Raw genomic sequence first — 15,681 nt, forward strand, 5'->3', positions numbered from 1 at the left:
CACGATGTGCCACGACCACCACCATGCGGCGAGTGCCGAGCGCCCCTCGAAGTGCCAGCGCCCGGGGGTGAGCGCGACGGCCGCCAGCACCGCCGCGGCAGTGCCCAGCAGCACGCGCAACCAGGCTGCCCGCACGCCGGCCGCGATGCCGAGTGCGACCAGCGCGAGCAGCGCCGCGCCGGCACTGGTGCCGACGTCTCGGAACAGGCCGAAGCCGAGTGCGCCGCCGCCGGTCAGCAGGGCCGGGAAGGCGAGCTGCTCGACGAACAAGGGCAGCTCGCGCGAGCGCAGCACGACCAGCGCGCCGGCAATCAGCAGTGCGCCGACGAGGTAGGGGCCGGCGCTGCGGCTGATCAGGTCGCCGAGCAGCATGCCGATGACGCCCAGCAGCGGCACCGTGGCCAGCCAGGCGCCCAGCGCGGTGAGCAGCACCACCGGCCACGGCCGGCTGTCGTCGTTCGGCAGGCTCGCGTCGGCCGGCAGCAGGCCGTCGCGCTGGGCAGCCTGCAGCACGTCGGGGAGGGCGTTCATTGCGCGGCTCCGGTCGCGACGCGCGCACGCGCCAGGCGCAGCACGGCACTCACGCTGGCCGCGAGCAGACCGGCCGCGACGAGCCCCAGCAGGAACAGCCGGCCGATCGGGTCGCCGCTGCCGGAGTGCTCGAACAACAGGCGGCCCAGCCCGGCGACGAGCAGCGTGTTCAGGCCCAGCGCGGCGGCGCTCAGCGCGAACACGTCGAAGCTGCGCACCGGCACGAACGCGGCGCCGAAGGCGGCCAGCACGAGCAGACCGAGCGCGTAGTGCGCCGCGATGTCGCGCGCGAACAGGGCGCCGAGCGCGGTGATCGTGATCACGACCACGGCCAGCGTCGCCGCTGCGCGCAGGGCCCACGTCCCGGCGCCGGTGAAGCGCCTCCCCGGCGCGGCCATGGCGAACACGATCGCCAGCGCTGCGATCCAGCCGACCAGGTGCACGGCCAGATCGTCTGGCTCCACACGCCACTGGTGCCCGGTGTGCGCCTGGATCCACAGCGACACGGCGGCGAAGGCGACCAGCACCCAGGGTGTCCACAGCAGCTCGCTGCGCAGGCCCCAGGCGAGCGGCAGCATCAGCGCCGCCCACAGCGCGAACAGCTGCCAGGGGTCGGCGCCGGTCTGGTAGGTCTGGCCGAAGTAGGCGAACAGCGCGCCGGTGGCCAGCAGCACGACGAGTGCGAGCGGTGCACGCAGCGCCGGGCGCCACAGCGCGGCCAGCCCCATGCTCAGCAGCGCGCCCTGCAGGACCGCGAAGCGGCCGAAGCGGCCGAGCGTGGCCCAGTTCGCCGCGATCCAGAAGATCAGCCCGAGGCCGAGCAGTGCAGCGGCCAGTGCCGCCAGGCCGAGCGGCAAGCGGCGCGCCAGCGTGCCGGGTTCGTCGCCCAGCCCGGCCAGCGCCTCCAGCCGCGTGGCCGCATGAGCGTCCAGCCGGTGTTCGTCCGCCAGTTGGTACAGCGCCAGTCGCAGGTCCATCCCATCTCCCCGTCGTCGTGATGGCGCGGGATGCTAGCCCCGTCCAGCCGCGGGGAGAGGGCCGCCGGCGCATCGCTGCGCCGCACGGCACCGGCGGGCGCATGCCGCGATACCGCGGCGGCGACGCGACTCAGTGCTTGCGGTACTGGGTGGCGCCGAACAATGCCTCGCGCGCCTTGTCGTCGACCAGCGGCTTGCGCTGGTTCGCCAGCACCTCGACGCCGCGCATCACCGCCGGCCGGTGGGCGATCTCGTCGAACCAGCCCTTCAGGTGCGGGAAGTCGTTCCAGTCGATGCCCTGGTTCTTCCACGAACGCAGCCAGGGGAAGATGGCGATGTCGGCGATCGAGTACGCCGGCCCGCCGATGTACTTGCTCTTGGCCAGCCGCTTGTCCATCACGCCGTACAGGCGCTTCGCCTCGTTGGTGTAGCGGTTGACCGCGTACTCGATCTTCTCCGGCGCGTAGATGCGGAAGTGGTGGGCCTGGCCGAGCATCGGGCCGACGCCGCCCATCTGGAACATCAACCACTGCAGCACCTCGTACTTGCCGCGCACGTCGTCGGGCAGGAAGCGGCCGGTCTTGCCGGCGAGGTAGAGCAGGATCGCGCCGGACTCGAACAGCGAGATCGGCTGGCCATCCGGGCCGTCGGGGTCGACGATGGCGGGGATCTTGTTGTTCGGGCTGATGGCCAGGAACTCGGGCTTGAACTGGTCGCCCGCGCCGATGTCCACCGGGATCACGCGGTAGGGCAGACCACACTCCTCGAGCATGATGTGGACCTTGTGGCCATTCGGCGTCGCCCACGAATACACTTCGATCATGAGGTCGTTCTCCCCGTCGCTTCAGCGCAGCTGTGGTGGCCACACTCTAGTGGATTGACTGCTGCCATGCTGGAGTCCTTCAAGCGCCTGTTTGCCGGCCGCCCGGCGGAGGTGCTGCCGTGGGCGGACGTCGCCGACTGGGCGAGCCGGCACTCGCTGAACTTCCGCCGCGTGCGCGAGGGCGAGGGCTTCGTCATTGAAGGCCGCCTGGACGATCAGCCCTGGCGCATGGAGTGGGGGCCGCCGCAGCGCACCTACATCGCCGGCCGCGAGCTGCGTATCCGCATGGAGCTGAAGCTGCCGGGCGAACTGCAGATGCTGCTGCTGTCCAAGCCGTTGATGGAACAGCTCGAGCGCCAGACCTACGACAGCTTCACCGAAGGGCTGCAGACGCAGATCGACACCGGCACGCCGGAAGAGATGCGCTGGCTGGTGATGTTCCCGAAGGTCAACCTGAACATGTTCCGCGTGCTGCGCAGCCACTTCGGCGCGGTGGCCTCGGGGTCGGGCACCGTGGTGACGTGGCTCGAAGGCCCGCTCGGGCTGCACCTCGAGCGCGCGCTCGGCACGCTGCTCGCCAACGACCCGCCCTTCGTGCTGATGACGCTGCGCGGCCGTGCCTACCTGCGCCTGCAGTTGCTCGACCCCGATCCGTCCTCGCTGGACAGCGTGCTCGGCATCTTCGAGGCGGCCATCGCGCAGGCACGCCGCGTCGCGACGTCGTTGAGCGACAGCGCCCAGGAGTGGCCGAGCACCGGCGGTTCGACCGCCTGGCAGAGCTTCGACGACACCAAACCGCGTTGAGCGGTCCGAGCCGGGCCGAGAAGCCCGGCGCTCAGGCGTACTTGCCGAGCTCGAGCTTGGCGATGGCGTTGCGGTGCACCTCGTCCGGGCCGTCGGCATAGCGCAGCGTGCGCGCCGCCGTGTAGAAGTAGGCCAGCGGCGTGTCCTGGCTCATGCCGGCGCCGCCGTAGACCTGCATCGCCCAGTCGATCACCTGGCAGGCCATGTTCGGCGCCACCACCTTGATCATCGCGATCTCGGCCTTGGCGCTCTTGTTGCCCGCCATGTCCATCATCCACGCCGCCTTCAGCGTCAGCAGCCGGGCCTGGTCGATCAGGCAGCGGGCTTCGGCGATGCGCTCGCGCGTCACGCCCTGTTCGGCGATCGGGCGGCCGAATGCCACGCGCTTGCTGGCGCGGCGGCACATCAGCTCCAGCGAGCGCTCGGCCAGGCCGATCAGGCGCATGCAATGGTGGATGCGGCCGGGGCCGAGGCGGCCCTGGGCGATCTCGAAGCCGCGGCCTTCGCCGAGCAGGATGTTGCTCACCGGCACGCGCACGTTCTCGAACAGCACCTCCATGTGGCCGTGCGGCGCGTCGTCGTAGCCGAACACGCTCAGCGGCCGCAGCACCTTCACCCCCGGGGTGTCGGCCGGCACCAGCACCATCGACTGCTGCGAGTGCCGGGGCGCCGACGGGTCGGTCTTGCCCATGAAGACGTAGATCTTGCAGCGCGGGTCGCCGGCGCCGCTGGTCCACCACTTGCGGCCGTTGATGAGGTACTCGTCGCCCTGGCGTTCGATGCGCGCCTCGATGTTGGTGGCGTCCGACGAGGCCACCGCCGGCTCGGTCATCGCGAACGCGCTGCGCATCCGGCCCTCGAGCAGCGGCTCCAGCCAGCGCTTCTTGTGCTCCTCGCTGCCGTAGCGGACGATGGTCTCCATGTTGCCGGTGTCCGGCGCCGAGCAGTTGAAGACCTCGCTGCTCCAGGGCACGCGGCCCATGATCTCGGCCAGCGGCGCGTACTCCTGGTTCGACAGGCCGATGCCGTAGTTGCCCGAGGTGTTCTTGTGGCCGTCGGCGCTGGGTGGCAGGAACAGGTTCCACAGTCCGGCCGCGCGTGCCTTGGGCTTGAGCTTCTCGATCACCTCCAGCGGCGTCCAGCGCTTGCCGGCCGCGGTGTTGGCCTCGATCTCCGCCCCCCAGGCGCCTTCGGCCGGATAGATGTGCTCGTCCATGAAGCGAAGCAGTTGCGCCTGCAATTCCTGGGTCCGTGGCGAGTAGCTGAAGTCCATGGTGTCTCTTTCGTTGGGGTGATCAGGTGCGGCTGGCGATGCGCCAGCCCATCTCGGCCAGCGGCCGGGCACCGGCGCCTGCCGACACGGCCTGCGCGCTCGACGCGGTGCCGTCGACGACGCGCCTGGCGATGCCCTGCAGGATGCCGGCCATGCGGAACAGGTTGTAGGCGAGGTAGAAGTTCCAGTCGGCCATCACCGCGTCGGGGTCGGGCCGGCCGGTGCGTTCGCAGTAGCGGCGCACGTAGCTCTTCTCATCGGGGATGCCCAATGCCGCCAGATCGACGCCGCCGATGCCGCGGAACTGCCCCGGCGCGATGTGCCACGACATGCAGTGGTAGCTGAAGTCCGCCAGCGGATGGCCGAGCGTGGATAACTCCCAGTCGAGCACGGCGAGGATGCGCGGTTCGCTCGGGTGGAAGACGAGGTTGTCGAGCCGGTAGTCGCCATGCACCACCGAGACCTGGGTCTCGTCCTTCGCGCTGGTCGGCATGTGGGCGGGCAGCCATTCCATCAGGCGGTCCATCGCCTCGATCGGTTCGGTGACGGAGGCGAGGTACTGCTTGCTCCAGCGGCCGATCTGCCGCTCGAAGTAGTTGCCCGGCTTGCCGTAGCCGGCCAGGCCGGCGGCGTTCACGTCGACGGTGTGCAGCGCGGCGATCACGCGGTTCATCTCGTCGTAGATGGCGCCGCGCTCGGCCGGGCTCATGCCGGGCAGGGTCTGGTCCCACAGCACGCGGCCCTGCACGAACGCCATGACGTAGAAGGCGCGGCCGATGATGGCCTCGTCCTCGCACAGCAGGTGCATGGCCGGCACCGGCACGCCGGTGCTGCGCAGCGCGCGCATCACGGTGAACTCGCGCTCGATCGCGTGCGCCGACGGCAGCAGCCTGGCGACCGGGCCGGGCTTGCAGCGCATCACGTAGGTGGCGCCGGGTGTGATCAGCTTGAAGGTCGGGTTCGATTGCCCGCCCTTGAACTGCTCGACGTCGAGCGGGCCACGGAAGCCGTCGAGATGCTGTTCGAGGTGGGCCTGCAGCGTCGCCACGTCGAAGGCGTGTTGCGCGGCAACGGGCTTGGTTCCGGAGAAGGCGTCCATGGCGGCTCGGTGGTCAGGTGGCGACAGACCGGTCGCAGCCGCGACCGGCGCGGCGGAACACTATCGTTCGGCGATGGCCAGCAGCTTGTCCTTGGACAGCACGACCAGGCGCGTCGGCTCGATGCGCACCGCGCCATCGCGCTCGAAGCCCTTGAGCTCCTGGTTGACGCGCTGGCGCGAGGCGCCGAGCAGCTGCGCCAGATCCTCCTGCGCGAGTTGCAGGCCGATGCGGATCTCGTCGCCCTGTTCGATGCCGTAGGCGCGCGCCAGCAGCAGCACCTGCTTGGCCAGCCGTGCCGCCAGGGGCCGGGTGTTGAGGTCCTCGATCTGGTCGAACATCAGGCGCAGGCGGCGGCAGTTCAGGCGCAGCAGCGCGTCGTAGAGCTCGACGTGCTGCGCCAGCAGTTCCTTGAAGTCGGACTTGCGCACGATCAGCAGCGTGGTCTCGCCATGCGCGCTGGCGTCGTGCGTGCGCGGCAGGCCGTCGAACAGGGCGATGTCGCCGAACCAGGTGCCGGGCTCGACGTAGGTCAGCGTGACCTGCTTGCCCGACAGCGAGACCGAGCTGACGCGAACTGCGCCCCTGGCCACGCCGACCCACTCCTGCGCGGGCGTGCCGCGTGCGGACAAGGTGGCGCCATCGGCAAGCCGGCGCAGCGTCGCACGCGCGAGGATGGCCTGACGCAACGCAGGGGAGAGTTTCGAAAACCAAGAACCCGACTCGATGTTGGATCGTTCGTCGAGTGTAAGAACCGGGGTGTTCATGTTCAGTCGCTGAGGTGACAGCATGATCGGATCATGCGAATCTATTGTCCACGAGCAAAACCACCGACGAGGAGACAGGCATGGGTGCCAACGATCTGCAGATCCGCAGCCGCCGCGCGGAGGTCAGCGACGAGGAGTGGCAGACGCGGATCGACCTCGCGGCAGCCTACCGTCTGGTCGCGCTGTTCAAGTGGGACGACCTCGTCTTCACGCACATCAGCGCGCGCGTGCCCGGTCACGACGATCAGTTCCTCATCAACCCCTATGGGCTGATGTTCGAGGAGATCACGGCCTCGAGCCTGGTGCGCATCGACACGGCGGGCAACAAGCTCGACGACTCGCCGTTCCCGGTCAACCCGGCCGGCTTCACGATCCACAGCGCGATCCACGCGGCACGGCACGACGCGCAGTGCGTGCTGCACACGCACACGCTCAACGGCATTGCGGTGGCGGCGCAGAAGGGCGGGGTGCTGCCGCTGTCGCAGCAGTCGATCTTCGTGCTGTCCAGCCTGGCGTACCACGACTACGAGGGCGTGGCGCTCAACGAGGACGAGAAGCCGCGGCTGGTGGCCGACCTTGGCACGAAGAACTTCCTGATGCTGCGCAACCACGGTCTGCTCACGCTGGGGCCGACCATCGCCGACGCCTTCCTCAACATGTACCTGTTCGAGACGGTGTGCACCATCCAGGTCCGTGCCTTGGCCGGAAGTCGCGAGCTGATCCACGTCGATCCGCGCATCGTCGCCGGTGCGCAGGCGCAGGCGAAGCAGGTCACGCGCGGTGTCGGTGGTGGTGCGTTGACGTGGCCGGGGCTGTTGCGCCGGCTCGACCGCCTAAACCCAGGCTATCGCGACTGAGCGCAGCTCATTCGAACTTCGGCGCGCGCTTGCCGACGAAGGCCTGGATGCCTTCGCCGCCGTTGGCGTGGAACAGGTTGAGGATGAAGTGGTCGCGCTCGGCGTCGAGCTGTTCGCGCAGCGTGCGCGTCGGCGCGGCGTTGAGCAGTTCCTTGGCGCTGGCCACGGCATTCGGTGCCATGGTCGAGAGCCGGTCGGCAATGCGCAGCGCCTCGACGAGCGCCTGGCCCGGCTCGCACACCGCCTGCACGACGCCCCAGCCGTGCAGCTGCCCGGCCGTCACCGGCTCGGCCAGCCAGACCATCTGCTGCACCGCCTGGCGCGGCAGTGAGCGCATCAGCTGCCAGGTGGCGCCGCCGTCGGGCGACAGGCCGAGCTTGGCGTAGGAGAGGATGAAGCGCGCGTCCCGCGACGCGACGATGAGGTCGCAGGCCAGCGCGAGCGAGAAGCCCGCGCCGGCCGCCGCGCCCTCGACGGCGGCGATCAGCGGCTTCGGGCAGGCGCGCAAGGCTTCCACCCATTGATGCAGCAGTTCGAGCATGCGCGCCTGCGCAGGCGGGCCGGCCTGGCGGCGAGCCATCAGCCCCTGCAGGTTGCCGCCGGCGCAGAAGTGCGCGCCGGCGCCGCGCAGCACCACGCAGCGAACCTCGTCGTCGGACTCGGCGGTGCTCAGCGCCTCGATGCCGGCCGTGATGACCGCCTCGGAAAGCGTGTTGCGGGTTTCGGGGTCGCTGATCGTGAGACTCAGCACGCCGCCTTGGCGCTCTGACAGCAGTTCGGAGGGCATGGATCTCGAGGCACCACGGGATCGCTCGATTGTGTCACGGCCACTCGTGGCGGCCCCCCGTGTCCGCGGGCTGCCGCCCAGTGGCTTCATGCTAGAGTCTTCGAGCAAAAGGACACATACGCCGCCGAATGCTCCGAGCATCGCTCCTCGCCTCTCTCGCCATCGCCAGCGGCACCTTGCTCTGCACGAGCGGCCCCGCCCATGCGCTGGGCTTCGGCCGTTCGGTGAACGCGTCATACCTGGGGCAGCCGCTGAACTTCGCCGCGACGGTCCGCCTCGAGGCCGAAGAATCGCTGCCGAGCGAGTGCGTGAGCGCCGAAGTCCTGTCCGGGGACTTCCGCGTCGCGCCGGCAGTGCTGCGCATCAGCGTCGAGCGCTCGGCCAATGCGAACGAGCGGCAGGTGCGGGTCAGCACCACCACCGTGATCGACGAGCCGGTGGTGACGGTCACGCTCACTGTCGGTTGCCAGCCCCGCATCACGCGCAGCTTCGTCACCCTGGTCGATCCGCCGGGTGTGAACCTGGCCGGCACGGCGGCTCCCGAAGTGACGCTGCCGCCGCAGCGGCTCGAGTCGGATGTGGCGCCGGTCGTGGCCGTGGCGCAGGCCGCCGAGATGGCCTCGGCACCGCGCCAAGCCGCGCCGGCAGCGGCTGCAGAGCGCCCGGCACGACCGCGAGCCGTCGCGGCGGCGCCGGCTCCCACCGCACGGCCGGCATCGGCCGTGCCGGCCAGGCCGCGTGTGCGCAAGCCCGCTGCCGCGCCGGTGGCCACGGCACGCCAGGGGGGCGCCCGGCTGCAGCTCGAAGCCGGTTCGGCAGCCGCCGTGGCCGCGGCTGCCTCGGCAGTGGCGAGCACGCAGGCAGCCGCCGCACAGGTCGTGGCCGCAGCGGCCTCGGAAGTCGCGATCTCGAACCAGGCCGCGGCTTCGGCCGCCGCGGCAGCCTCGGCGGCGCAGGCGCGCATCGTCTCGCTCGAGGAACAGCTGCGGCTGCTTCGCGAGGAATCGAAGAAGACCCAGCAGGCGCTGGCCACCCTGCAGGCCAGCCTCAACGACGCACAGAGTTCGCGCTACTCCAACCCGCTGGTCTACGGGCTGGCTTGGCTGTCGGCCCTGCTTGCACTGGCCGTTGCCGCGCTGTGGTGGCGCCAGTCGCAGGTGCGCAACTCCTCGCAGTGGTGGCTGGCGCCGACTGCTGGTGCGGTGAATGCGACGGCGGCCGTCAAGCCGGTCGCCATGCGCAGCCCGGCGGGTGAGGGCGCTGTCACGCGCCAGGAGACCCAGCCCGCGGTGATGGACGAGCGCCACGTTGCGCGCATCGCCGACGACGAACCGATGCCGACCGCCGCGCCGCCGCTGGACGCGCCCATCTCGGTGCTGCCCCCGGGCGCCGAGCCGCCGGCGCCGCGGCGAGAACTGTCGGTCGAGGAACTGATCGACCTCGAGCAGCAGGCCGACTTCTTCGTCGTGCTCGGTCAGGACGACGCCGCCATCGATCTGCTGATGGGCCATGTGCGCAGCAGCGGTGGCGCCAGCCCGCTGCCCTACCTGAAGCTGCTGGAGATCTACCGCCGTCGCGGCGACCACGACGCCTACGAGCGTGTGCGCGAGCGCTTCAATCGCCGCTTCAGCGCCTATGCGCCCGACTGGGACAACGACCTGGCGCACGGCCGCACGCTCGATGACTACCCGCAGGTGCTGCGCCAGTTGCAGCGGCTGTGGGACGAGCCGATGCGCGTGACCCACATGCTCGATGCAGCGCTGATGCGGCAGGACGCGGACGGCGAGACCTTCGACCTGCCGGCCTACCGCGAACTGCTGTTCCTCTACTCGATCGCCCGCGACCTCGCCGAGCACCCGACCAACGCACGTGCCGTCGACCTGCTGCTGCCGATGGACGGCGAAGTGTCGGAGAAGCCGATCGAGGAACTCACCGCGAGCCGGCTGATGGGTTTCGCGCCGACCAACCAGCTCACGGTGCAGGTCGATCTGGACGTGACCCGATCAATGCCCCGCAACGAACCCGGCAGTTCGGACTTCATGGGCCTGGTCGACCCGAAGCTCAAGCGCGACGACCCCGACCGCTACTGACCGTGCCGTTCAGAGCGCCGAGAGGCGCTCGGGGGCCAGGGCCAGCGTCTCGTCCTTCTTCGCGAAGCAGAAGCGCACGATGCGCTGCTCGAAGCCACCCTGGTAGAACGCCGACAGCGGAATCGCCGCGACGCCGACCTCGGTGGTCAGCCGCCGGCAGAACGACTCTTCCGGCTCGTCGCTGATCGCCGAGTAGTCGACGCACTGGAAGTAGCTGCCTTCGCTGGGCAGCAGCGTGAAGCGGCTGCCGGCCAGGCCGGTGCGGAACAGGTCGCGCTTGCGCTGGTAGAAGGCAGCCAGGCCGAGGTGGTGTGCCGGTTCGGCCATGAACGCCGCCAGGCCGTGCTGCATCGGCGTGTTGACGGTGAACACGTTGAACTGGTGCACCTTGCGGAACTCGGCGCTCAGCGCCGCCGGTGCGGCGACGTAGCCCACCTTCCAGCCCGTCACGTGGTAGGTCTTGCCGAAGCTCGAGACGATGAAGGCGCGCTGCGCCAGCTCCGGGTGGCGCGCCACGCTCTCGTGCCTGGCGCCGTCGTAGACCATGTGCTCGTAGACCTCGTCGGCGATCACCATCACGTCGGTCGGGCGCAGCAGGTCGGCCAGGCGCTGCATGTCGTCGGCCGTCCAGATCGTCGCGCTCGGGTTGTGCGGCGTGTTGATGATGATGGCGCGTGTGCGCGGCGACAGCGCCGCGGCGATGCGAGCGAAGTCGGGGCGGAAACTGCCCGGCGTCAACGGCACATGCACCGCGCGGCCGCCGGCCAGCTCGATGTTCGGCTCGTAGCTGTCGTAGCAGGGGTCGAGCACGATCACCTCGTCGCCCGGATGCACGATGGCGAGGATGGCGGTGATGATCGCCTGCGTCGCGCCGGCGGTGATGGTGATCTCGGTGCCCGGGTCGTAGCGGCGGCCGTACATCGATTCGATCTTGGCGGCCACCGCCTCGCGCAGCACCGGCACGCCGGCCATCGGCGGGTACTGGTTGAGGCCCGCGTGCATCGCCTTCGTGACCGCGTCGAGCAGCGCCGGGTCGCAATCGAAGTCCGGGAAACCCTGGCCGAGGTTGACTGCGCCGTGCTGCTGCGCGAGTGCCGACATGACGGTGAAGATGGTCGTGCCGACGTTCGGCAGGCGGCTGGTGATGGTGGGGGTGCGGGCGAGGGTGCTGCTCATGATGGAGAGGGTCAGAGCTGGTAGTCGGGCGCGTCGGGCTGCTGGCCGGAGAGCGCCTGGGAGATGATCTGGCGGCCGAGGCGATCGGAGAGCATCTCGGCGAAGGCGTAGACGAAGCTGCGCAGGTAGGCGCCGCGCTTGAAGGCGATGCGCGTGACGTTGCGGCCGAACAGGTGGCCGAGCGGGCGCGAGACCAGCTCGCCGCCGGGCGGGTCGTCGCGCACCGCGAGTTCGGCGACGATGCCCACGCCGAGGCCGAGTCGCACGTAGGTCTTGATGACGTCGGCGTCGATCGCCTCGAGGACGATGTTCGGCTTGAGCTTGCGCGCCGCGAAGGCCTGATCGACGCGCGTGCGGCCGCTGAATGACGGGTGGTACGAGACCAGCGGCTGGATCGCCAGATCCTCGAGTTCGATGCGTTCGAGCTGCGCCAGAGGGTGGCCGGCCGGCATCACCAGCGCATGCTGCCACTCATGGCAGGGCAGCGTGACGAGTTCCTCGTGGGCGTCGAGCGCCTCGGTGGCGAGGCCGACCTCGGCGACCTCCTCGATCACCATGCGCGCCACCTGGTCGGGCGAACCCTGGTGCAGGCTGACGTTGACCTTGGGAAAACGCCTGCGCAATTGAGCGATCGGCTCGGGCAGGAAGTAGCGCGCCTGGCTGTGCGTGGTGGCGATCGACAGCGTGCCGGCGTCCTGCTTGGAGAACTCCTCGCCGATGCGCTTGAGGTTGCCGACCTCGCGCATGATCACCTCGATCGACTTGAGCACCTGCTGCCCCGGCTCGGTGATCCGTCGCAGGCGCTTGCCGTGCCGCGCGAAGATGTCGACGCCGAGTTCGTCCTCGAGCTCCAGGATGGCCTTGGAAACGCCGGGCTGCGAGGTGAACAGCACCTTCGCCGTCTCGGTGAGGTTCAGCTTCTGGCGGACCGCCTCCTGGACGAAGCGGAACTGATGCAGGTTCATATATCCGCGCGATCTGTGAATCGCCGGGATTATTCCACCAGGGGGCGATCAGGCGCCGTCGTGGGGGCGGAGGGCGCAGCGGGCCATGGCCTCGACCACCGCATCGTCCTCGCCGATCGTCGGGCGCAGCAGCCACTGCACGTCGGGGTGCGCCTGGCGAAGCTGCTCGAGCAGCACGGGCAGGTCCTTGCGCACATGGCCGCCGGCGCCGAGGAACAGCGGCAGCAGCTCGACGCGTTCGCAGCCCAGGGCGGCGAGCGACGCTCCGGCCTCGACCAGCCCGGGCGACATGAGCTCGAGGAAGCTCAACGCCACGGGCACGGCGGGATCGGCGGCGCGGACGCGGCGCGCCACGTCCTCGAAGGGCAGGGCCCAGCGCGGATCGCGCGCGCCATGGGCAAACAACAGCAGGCCACGTTTCATCGGTAGCGCACCAGCCAGCTGAACGCCGCCAGCGAGAAGAGGAGGAAGAGGGCGCTCGGCGCCGCGGCGGTGATCCACGGCGTCCAGTTGCGCAGCAGGCCGAGGTGGCCCGACATGTTGTTGAGCAGCACGAAGCCGATGCCCAGCATGATGCCGGCGAACACCTTGAAGCTGACGCCGCCCGCGCGGGCGTGCATGTAGGCGAATGGCAGCGCCAGCGCCATCATCACCAGGCAGGCGAACGGGTAGAGCGCACGCTTCCAGAACTGGATCTCGTGGCGCTGCGCGGCCTGCTCGTTGTCGGACAGGTGGCCGATGTAGCGAAACAGCTCGATCGTCGACATGGTCGACAGCGGCAGCACGGCGGCCGCCACCACGCCGGAGGAGAGCGTGCTGCGCCAGAGCAGCGAGGGCAGCTTCTCTTCGCGGGCCACGGCCTGCGCGTCGCCGGCGGCGCTGTTCCAGTGCGTCACCTTCACCTCACCGAGTTGCCAGGCATCGTCGCCGATGCGTGCGGTGGCCGCACCGATGCGCCGCACCAGCCGCCCGTCGGTGTCGAACTCGAAGATGCGCACGTCCTGCAGCGTGCCGTCGACGCCCGCCGAGCCGACGTTGACCGAGTAGCTGCGCTCGCCCTGCGGCGTGGGCTCGCGGTCCTTCAGCCAGGCGCCGGCACTGCCGATGCGCAGCTTGCCCTTGGCACGCGCCTGCAATTCGGTGGCCTGCCGCTCGCTGAAGGGCGCGATCCAGTCGCCGACCACGTAGGTTGCCACTGCGAACATCAGGCCCAGCCCGGCCAGCAGCGACAGCGCCCGACCCGGCCCGAGGCCACCGGTTCGCAGGATGGTGTACTCCGACGACTGGGCCAGCCTGGCCAGTGCGTAGATGGTGCCGATCAGCACCGCGATCGGCATCAGCTCGTAGAGGTGGCCCGGCGTCTGCAGCAGCGAGTAGGCCGTGGCGTGCAGCAAGGTGTAGCCCTTGGCAACGTCGCCGAGCTCCTCGACGAAGTCGATGAAGAAGAACAGCGACAGGAAGGCCAGCGCGACGAAGCCCACCGAGCTGACGATGTCGCGGTAGAACAGGCGGCGGACGGTCCTCATGCGGGGGCCCGCCGCAGCGACAGCAGTCGCCGGTTGCCCTGCTCGCGCCACCACAGCAGCAGCAGCGCCAGCGCGAAGGCGGCACCGTGGAAGCTGACCAGCGCCGTGCCCATGCTCATGCGGCCGGCGGCGACCCAGGCCTGCGACAGGTTGATGACGTTGTAGTAGACGACGAAGGTGAGCAGCGCGAACAGCAGGTTCCAGTTGCTCGCCCGCCGCGGATTGGCTGCCGACAGCGGAATCGCCAGCAGCAGCAGGTTGGTCGCGCCAAGCAGCAGCCCGAGGCGCCAGGTCAGCTCGCCCTGGTGGCGTGGCGTCGGGTTGCGCAGCAGGTCGTGGCTGGGCATGGCGCGCGGCGGCAGTTCGTCGACGCGCGACAGCACCCGCTCGCCGACCAGGATGCGGTAGGTCTCGAAGCGCGACAGCGTCTTCTCTCCGGTCTCGCGCGCTTCCTCGTTGCGCTGGCCGCGGTCGAGCACGAGGAAGCGGTCTTCACCCTGCAGTTCGATGCGGCCGGTCTTGGCCGATGTCACCGACTCGCTGCCGGGCTGGCTGGACAGGATGAAGACGTTGCGCCCGGTGCGCCCGTCCTCCGAGTCACGGTCGATGAAGAACACGCGACGCCCGTCGCTGGAGGTCTGGAACTGCCCCGGTGCGACGCGCGACAGGTCGGAGCGGCGTTCGAAACGGTCCTTGAGTTCGGTGGCGCGCTGGTTGACCCAGGGCCAGACGAACAGCGCCAGCGCGCCGATGACCACCAGCACCGGCCAGCTGGTGCGCAGCACCGGCGCGACGAAGCGCGACAGGCCGACGCCGCTGGCGAACCAGATCGTCATCTCGCTGTCGCGGTACATGCGGCCGAGCGTGGCCACCACCGAGACGAACAACGACAGGGCCAGCATGGTCGGCAGGTGCCCCAGCGCCGTGTAGCCGAGCAGCAGGACCACGTCCTGCGGCGAGACTCGCCCGACCGCGGCCTGCCCGAGCGTGCGGATGAGGAACATGGTCAGCACGATGGTCAGGATGACGACCAGCGTCGCGCCGAAACTGCGCGCGAGGTCGGCCCGCAGGGTGGAATCGAATAACATCGTGCGCTTCGTGAAACAGGCAGGGATTATGGACTTTCGTCATCAGGTCGGATCGCTCGACGCGCTGGGTTCGGTGGCCTGCGATGCACTGCTCGTCGTGGTGGGTGGCGACAAGGCCGAAGCGTCGCTCGACGCCGGCCTGAAGAAGGCGCTGGCCGACGCGCTCGCCCACGGCGACTTCGAGTTCAAGCGCGGCAAGTCGGTGACGCTGCACCGCCCGCAGGGCGTGAAGGCGGCGCGGCTGGTGTTCGCCGCCTGCGGCGAGCCGACGGCCAAGTCGGTGAAGGCCGCGCTCGCGGCCGGCATCGCGGCGCTGAAGGGCGGTGGGGCCAGGCATGTCGCGGTGGCGCTTTCCGGCGTCGGCGATTTCGCGGCGGCCCATGCCGAGGCGCTCGTCACGGCCGTCACCGAGGCCACCTATGTCTACCGCCATACCAAGCCGAGCGCGCCGGCGGCCGGCGCGCTGGCCAAGGTCACGCTGCTGGCCGACAAGGCCGTGGCGAAGGTGGCGGCGCAAGGCCTCGCTCGCGGCGAGGCGATCGCCGCCGGCGTCACGCTGGCGCGCGAACTGGCGAACCGGCCGGGCAACCACTGCACGCCGACCCACCTCGGCGAACAGGCCAGGAAGCTCGGCCGCGAGTTCGGCCTGAAGGTCGAGGTGATGGACCGCAAGGCGATCGAGAAGCTCGGCATGGGCTCCTTCCTCGCCGTCGCGCAGGGCTCGGCCGAGCCGCCGCGCTTCATCGTCGCGCAGTACCACGGCGCGGCGAAGACGAAAGCGCCGATCGTGCTGGTCGGCAAGGGCATCACCTTCGACACCGGCGGCATCTCGATCAAGCCGGCCGCCGAGATGGACGAGATGAAGTTCGACATGGGCGGCGCAGCCAGCGTGCTGGGCACGCTGCGCGCCGTGGCCGAAC

At 69.8% G+C, this 15,681-nt stretch carries 16 protein-coding genes; 4 read left to right on the top strand and 12 right to left on the bottom strand.

The features are described from left to right. From AAG801_RS31870 to AAG801_RS31880, 3 genes are all read right to left on the bottom strand, one after another. Positions 1-531 (bottom strand): DUF4401 domain-containing protein (locus tag AAG801_RS31870; RefSeq protein WP_341891998.1); only part of this gene is annotated, 531 nt, incomplete at its 3' end. After that, positions 528-1,508, bottom strand: a complete 981-nt coding sequence (locus AAG801_RS31875) for a DUF2157 domain-containing protein (RefSeq protein ID WP_341891999.1) — start codon at positions 1,506-1,508, stop codon at positions 528-530. The genes AAG801_RS31875 and AAG801_RS31870, both read right to left, overlap by 4 nt. Positions 1,509-1,638: 130 nt before the next feature. Further along, complete coding sequence (locus AAG801_RS31880) at positions 1,639-2,331, bottom strand: glutathione S-transferase N-terminal domain-containing protein (protein WP_341892000.1); 693 nt, start codon at positions 2,329-2,331, stop codon at positions 1,639-1,641. A gap of 66 nt (positions 2,332-2,397) precedes the next feature. Here AAG801_RS31880 and AAG801_RS31885 point away from each other — a divergent pair, with 66 nt between their 5' ends. Further along, positions 2,398-3,135, top strand: a complete 738-nt coding sequence (locus tag AAG801_RS31885; RefSeq protein ID WP_341892001.1) for a hypothetical protein — start codon at positions 2,398-2,400, stop codon at positions 3,133-3,135. 31 nt (positions 3,136-3,166) lie between these two features. Here the strand turns inward: AAG801_RS31885 and AAG801_RS31890 are convergent, their stop codons facing one another. The 3 genes from AAG801_RS31890 to AAG801_RS31900 are packed head-to-tail and all read right to left on the bottom strand — an operon-like array spanning position 3,167 to position 6,272. Next, positions 3,167-4,408: an acyl-CoA dehydrogenase family protein gene (locus tag AAG801_RS31890; RefSeq protein WP_341892002.1), complete on the bottom strand. Its 1,242-nt coding sequence runs from the start codon at positions 4,406-4,408 to the stop codon at positions 3,167-3,169. 22 nt (positions 4,409-4,430) lie between these two features. Continuing rightward, positions 4,431-5,507 (bottom strand): phosphotransferase, encoded by a 1,077-nt coding sequence (locus AAG801_RS31895; protein ID WP_341892003.1) that lies wholly within the window; start codon positions 5,505-5,507, stop codon positions 4,431-4,433. A gap of 60 nt (positions 5,508-5,567) precedes the next feature. Next, complete coding sequence (locus AAG801_RS31900) at positions 5,568-6,272, bottom strand: Crp/Fnr family transcriptional regulator (protein ID WP_341892013.1); 705 nt, start codon at positions 6,270-6,272, stop codon at positions 5,568-5,570. Positions 6,273-6,352: 80 nt separating this feature from the next. On the opposite strand from AAG801_RS31900, the gene AAG801_RS31905 reads away from it, so the two are divergent. Next, the gene (locus AAG801_RS31905; RefSeq protein ID WP_341892004.1) at positions 6,353-7,129 is read left to right on the top strand and encodes a class II aldolase/adducin family protein; all 777 of its coding nucleotides are present in this window, start codon (positions 6,353-6,355) and stop codon (positions 7,127-7,129) included. A gap of 7 nt (positions 7,130-7,136) precedes the next feature. Here AAG801_RS31905 and AAG801_RS31910 read toward each other — a convergent pair whose 3' ends face one another. Next, positions 7,137-7,916, bottom strand: coding sequence for an enoyl-CoA hydratase (locus tag AAG801_RS31910; RefSeq protein ID WP_341892005.1), 780 nt, complete (start codon positions 7,914-7,916; stop codon positions 7,137-7,139). Between the two features lie 128 nt (positions 7,917-8,044). Here AAG801_RS31910 and AAG801_RS31915 point away from each other — a divergent pair, with 128 nt between their 5' ends. Then, entirely contained in the window at positions 8,045-10,006 is a 1,962-nt protein-coding gene (locus AAG801_RS31915) for a hypothetical protein (protein WP_341892006.1), read from the top strand. A gap of 9 nt (positions 10,007-10,015) precedes the next feature. On the opposite strand, the gene AAG801_RS31920 is transcribed toward AAG801_RS31915, so the two are convergent. The 5 genes from AAG801_RS31920 to lptF are packed head-to-tail and all read right to left on the bottom strand — an operon-like array spanning position 10,016 to position 14,761. Continuing rightward, positions 10,016-11,182 carry a pyridoxal phosphate-dependent aminotransferase gene (locus AAG801_RS31920; protein WP_341892007.1) on the bottom strand — a complete coding sequence of 389 codons (1,167 nt, stop codon included), beginning with the start codon at positions 11,180-11,182 and terminating at the stop codon, positions 10,016-10,018. A gap of 11 nt (positions 11,183-11,193) precedes the next feature. Next, positions 11,194-12,147 carry a CysB family HTH-type transcriptional regulator gene (locus AAG801_RS31925; protein WP_341892008.1) on the bottom strand — a complete coding sequence of 318 codons (954 nt, stop codon included), beginning with the start codon at positions 12,145-12,147 and terminating at the stop codon, positions 11,194-11,196. Between the two features lie 48 nt (positions 12,148-12,195). Then, on the bottom strand, positions 12,196-12,570 hold the full coding sequence (locus tag AAG801_RS31930; protein WP_341892009.1) for a CbiX/SirB N-terminal domain-containing protein: 375 nt from the start codon (positions 12,568-12,570) through the stop codon (positions 12,196-12,198). Next, positions 12,567-13,673, bottom strand: a complete 1,107-nt coding sequence (gene lptG, locus AAG801_RS31935) for an LPS export ABC transporter permease LptG (protein ID WP_341892010.1) — start codon at positions 13,671-13,673, stop codon at positions 12,567-12,569. Before lptG ends, AAG801_RS31930 begins: the two co-directional genes overlap by 4 nt. Then, positions 13,670-14,761, bottom strand: a complete 1,092-nt coding sequence (lptF, locus tag AAG801_RS31940; protein ID WP_341892011.1) for an LPS export ABC transporter permease LptF — start codon at positions 14,759-14,761, stop codon at positions 13,670-13,672. The genes lptG and lptF overlap by 4 nt, the downstream gene beginning before the upstream one ends. A gap of 28 nt (positions 14,762-14,789) precedes the next feature. Between lptF and AAG801_RS31945 the strand changes: the two genes are divergently transcribed. Then, positions 14,790-15,681 (top strand): M17 family peptidase N-terminal domain-containing protein (locus AAG801_RS31945; protein WP_341892012.1); only part of this gene is annotated, 892 nt, incomplete at its 3' end.

This window comes from Variovorax sp. YR752 (assembly GCF_943372545.1).

What these genes read in the sequence shown, in the direction of transcription:
- AAG801_RS31880 (WP_341892000.1), bottom strand. Translation starts at nt 2,331, where the DNA reads ATGATCGAAGTGTATTCGTGGGCGACGCCGAATGGCCACAAGGTCCAC.
- AAG801_RS31895 (WP_341892003.1), bottom strand. Translation starts at nt 5,507, where the DNA reads ATGGACGCCTTCTCCGGAACCAAGCCCGTTGCCGCGCAACACGCCTTC.
- AAG801_RS31925 (WP_341892008.1), bottom strand. Translation starts at nt 12,147, where the DNA reads ATGAACCTGCATCAGTTCCGCTTCGTCCAGGAGGCGGTCCGCCAGAAG.
- AAG801_RS31915 (WP_341892006.1), top strand. Translation starts at nt 8,045, where the DNA reads ATGCTCCGAGCATCGCTCCTCGCCTCTCTCGCCATCGCCAGCGGCACC.
- AAG801_RS31885 (WP_341892001.1), top strand. Translation starts at nt 2,398, where the DNA reads ATGCTGGAGTCCTTCAAGCGCCTGTTTGCCGGCCGCCCGGCGGAGGTG.
- AAG801_RS31910 (WP_341892005.1), bottom strand. Translation starts at nt 7,916, where the DNA reads ATGCCCTCCGAACTGCTGTCAGAGCGCCAAGGCGGCGTGCTGAGTCTC.
- AAG801_RS31890 (WP_341892002.1), bottom strand. Translation starts at nt 4,408, where the DNA reads ATGGACTTCAGCTACTCGCCACGGACCCAGGAATTGCAGGCGCAACTG.
- lptF (WP_341892011.1), bottom strand. Translation starts at nt 14,761, where the DNA reads ATGTTATTCGATTCCACCCTGCGGGCCGACCTCGCGCGCAGTTTCGGC.
- lptG (WP_341892010.1), bottom strand. Translation starts at nt 13,673, where the DNA reads ATGAGGACCGTCCGCCGCCTGTTCTACCGCGACATCGTCAGCTCGGTG.
- AAG801_RS31900 (WP_341892013.1), bottom strand. Translation starts at nt 6,272, where the DNA reads ATGAACACCCCGGTTCTTACACTCGACGAACGATCCAACATCGAGTCG.
- AAG801_RS31905 (WP_341892004.1), top strand. Translation starts at nt 6,353, where the DNA reads ATGGGTGCCAACGATCTGCAGATCCGCAGCCGCCGCGCGGAGGTCAGC.
- AAG801_RS31920 (WP_341892007.1), bottom strand. Translation starts at nt 11,182, where the DNA reads ATGAGCAGCACCCTCGCCCGCACCCCCACCATCACCAGCCGCCTGCCG.
- AAG801_RS31875 (WP_341891999.1), bottom strand. Translation starts at nt 1,508, where the DNA reads ATGGACCTGCGACTGGCGCTGTACCAACTGGCGGACGAACACCGGCTG.
- AAG801_RS31930 (WP_341892009.1), bottom strand. Translation starts at nt 12,570, where the DNA reads ATGAAACGTGGCCTGCTGTTGTTTGCCCATGGCGCGCGCGATCCGCGC.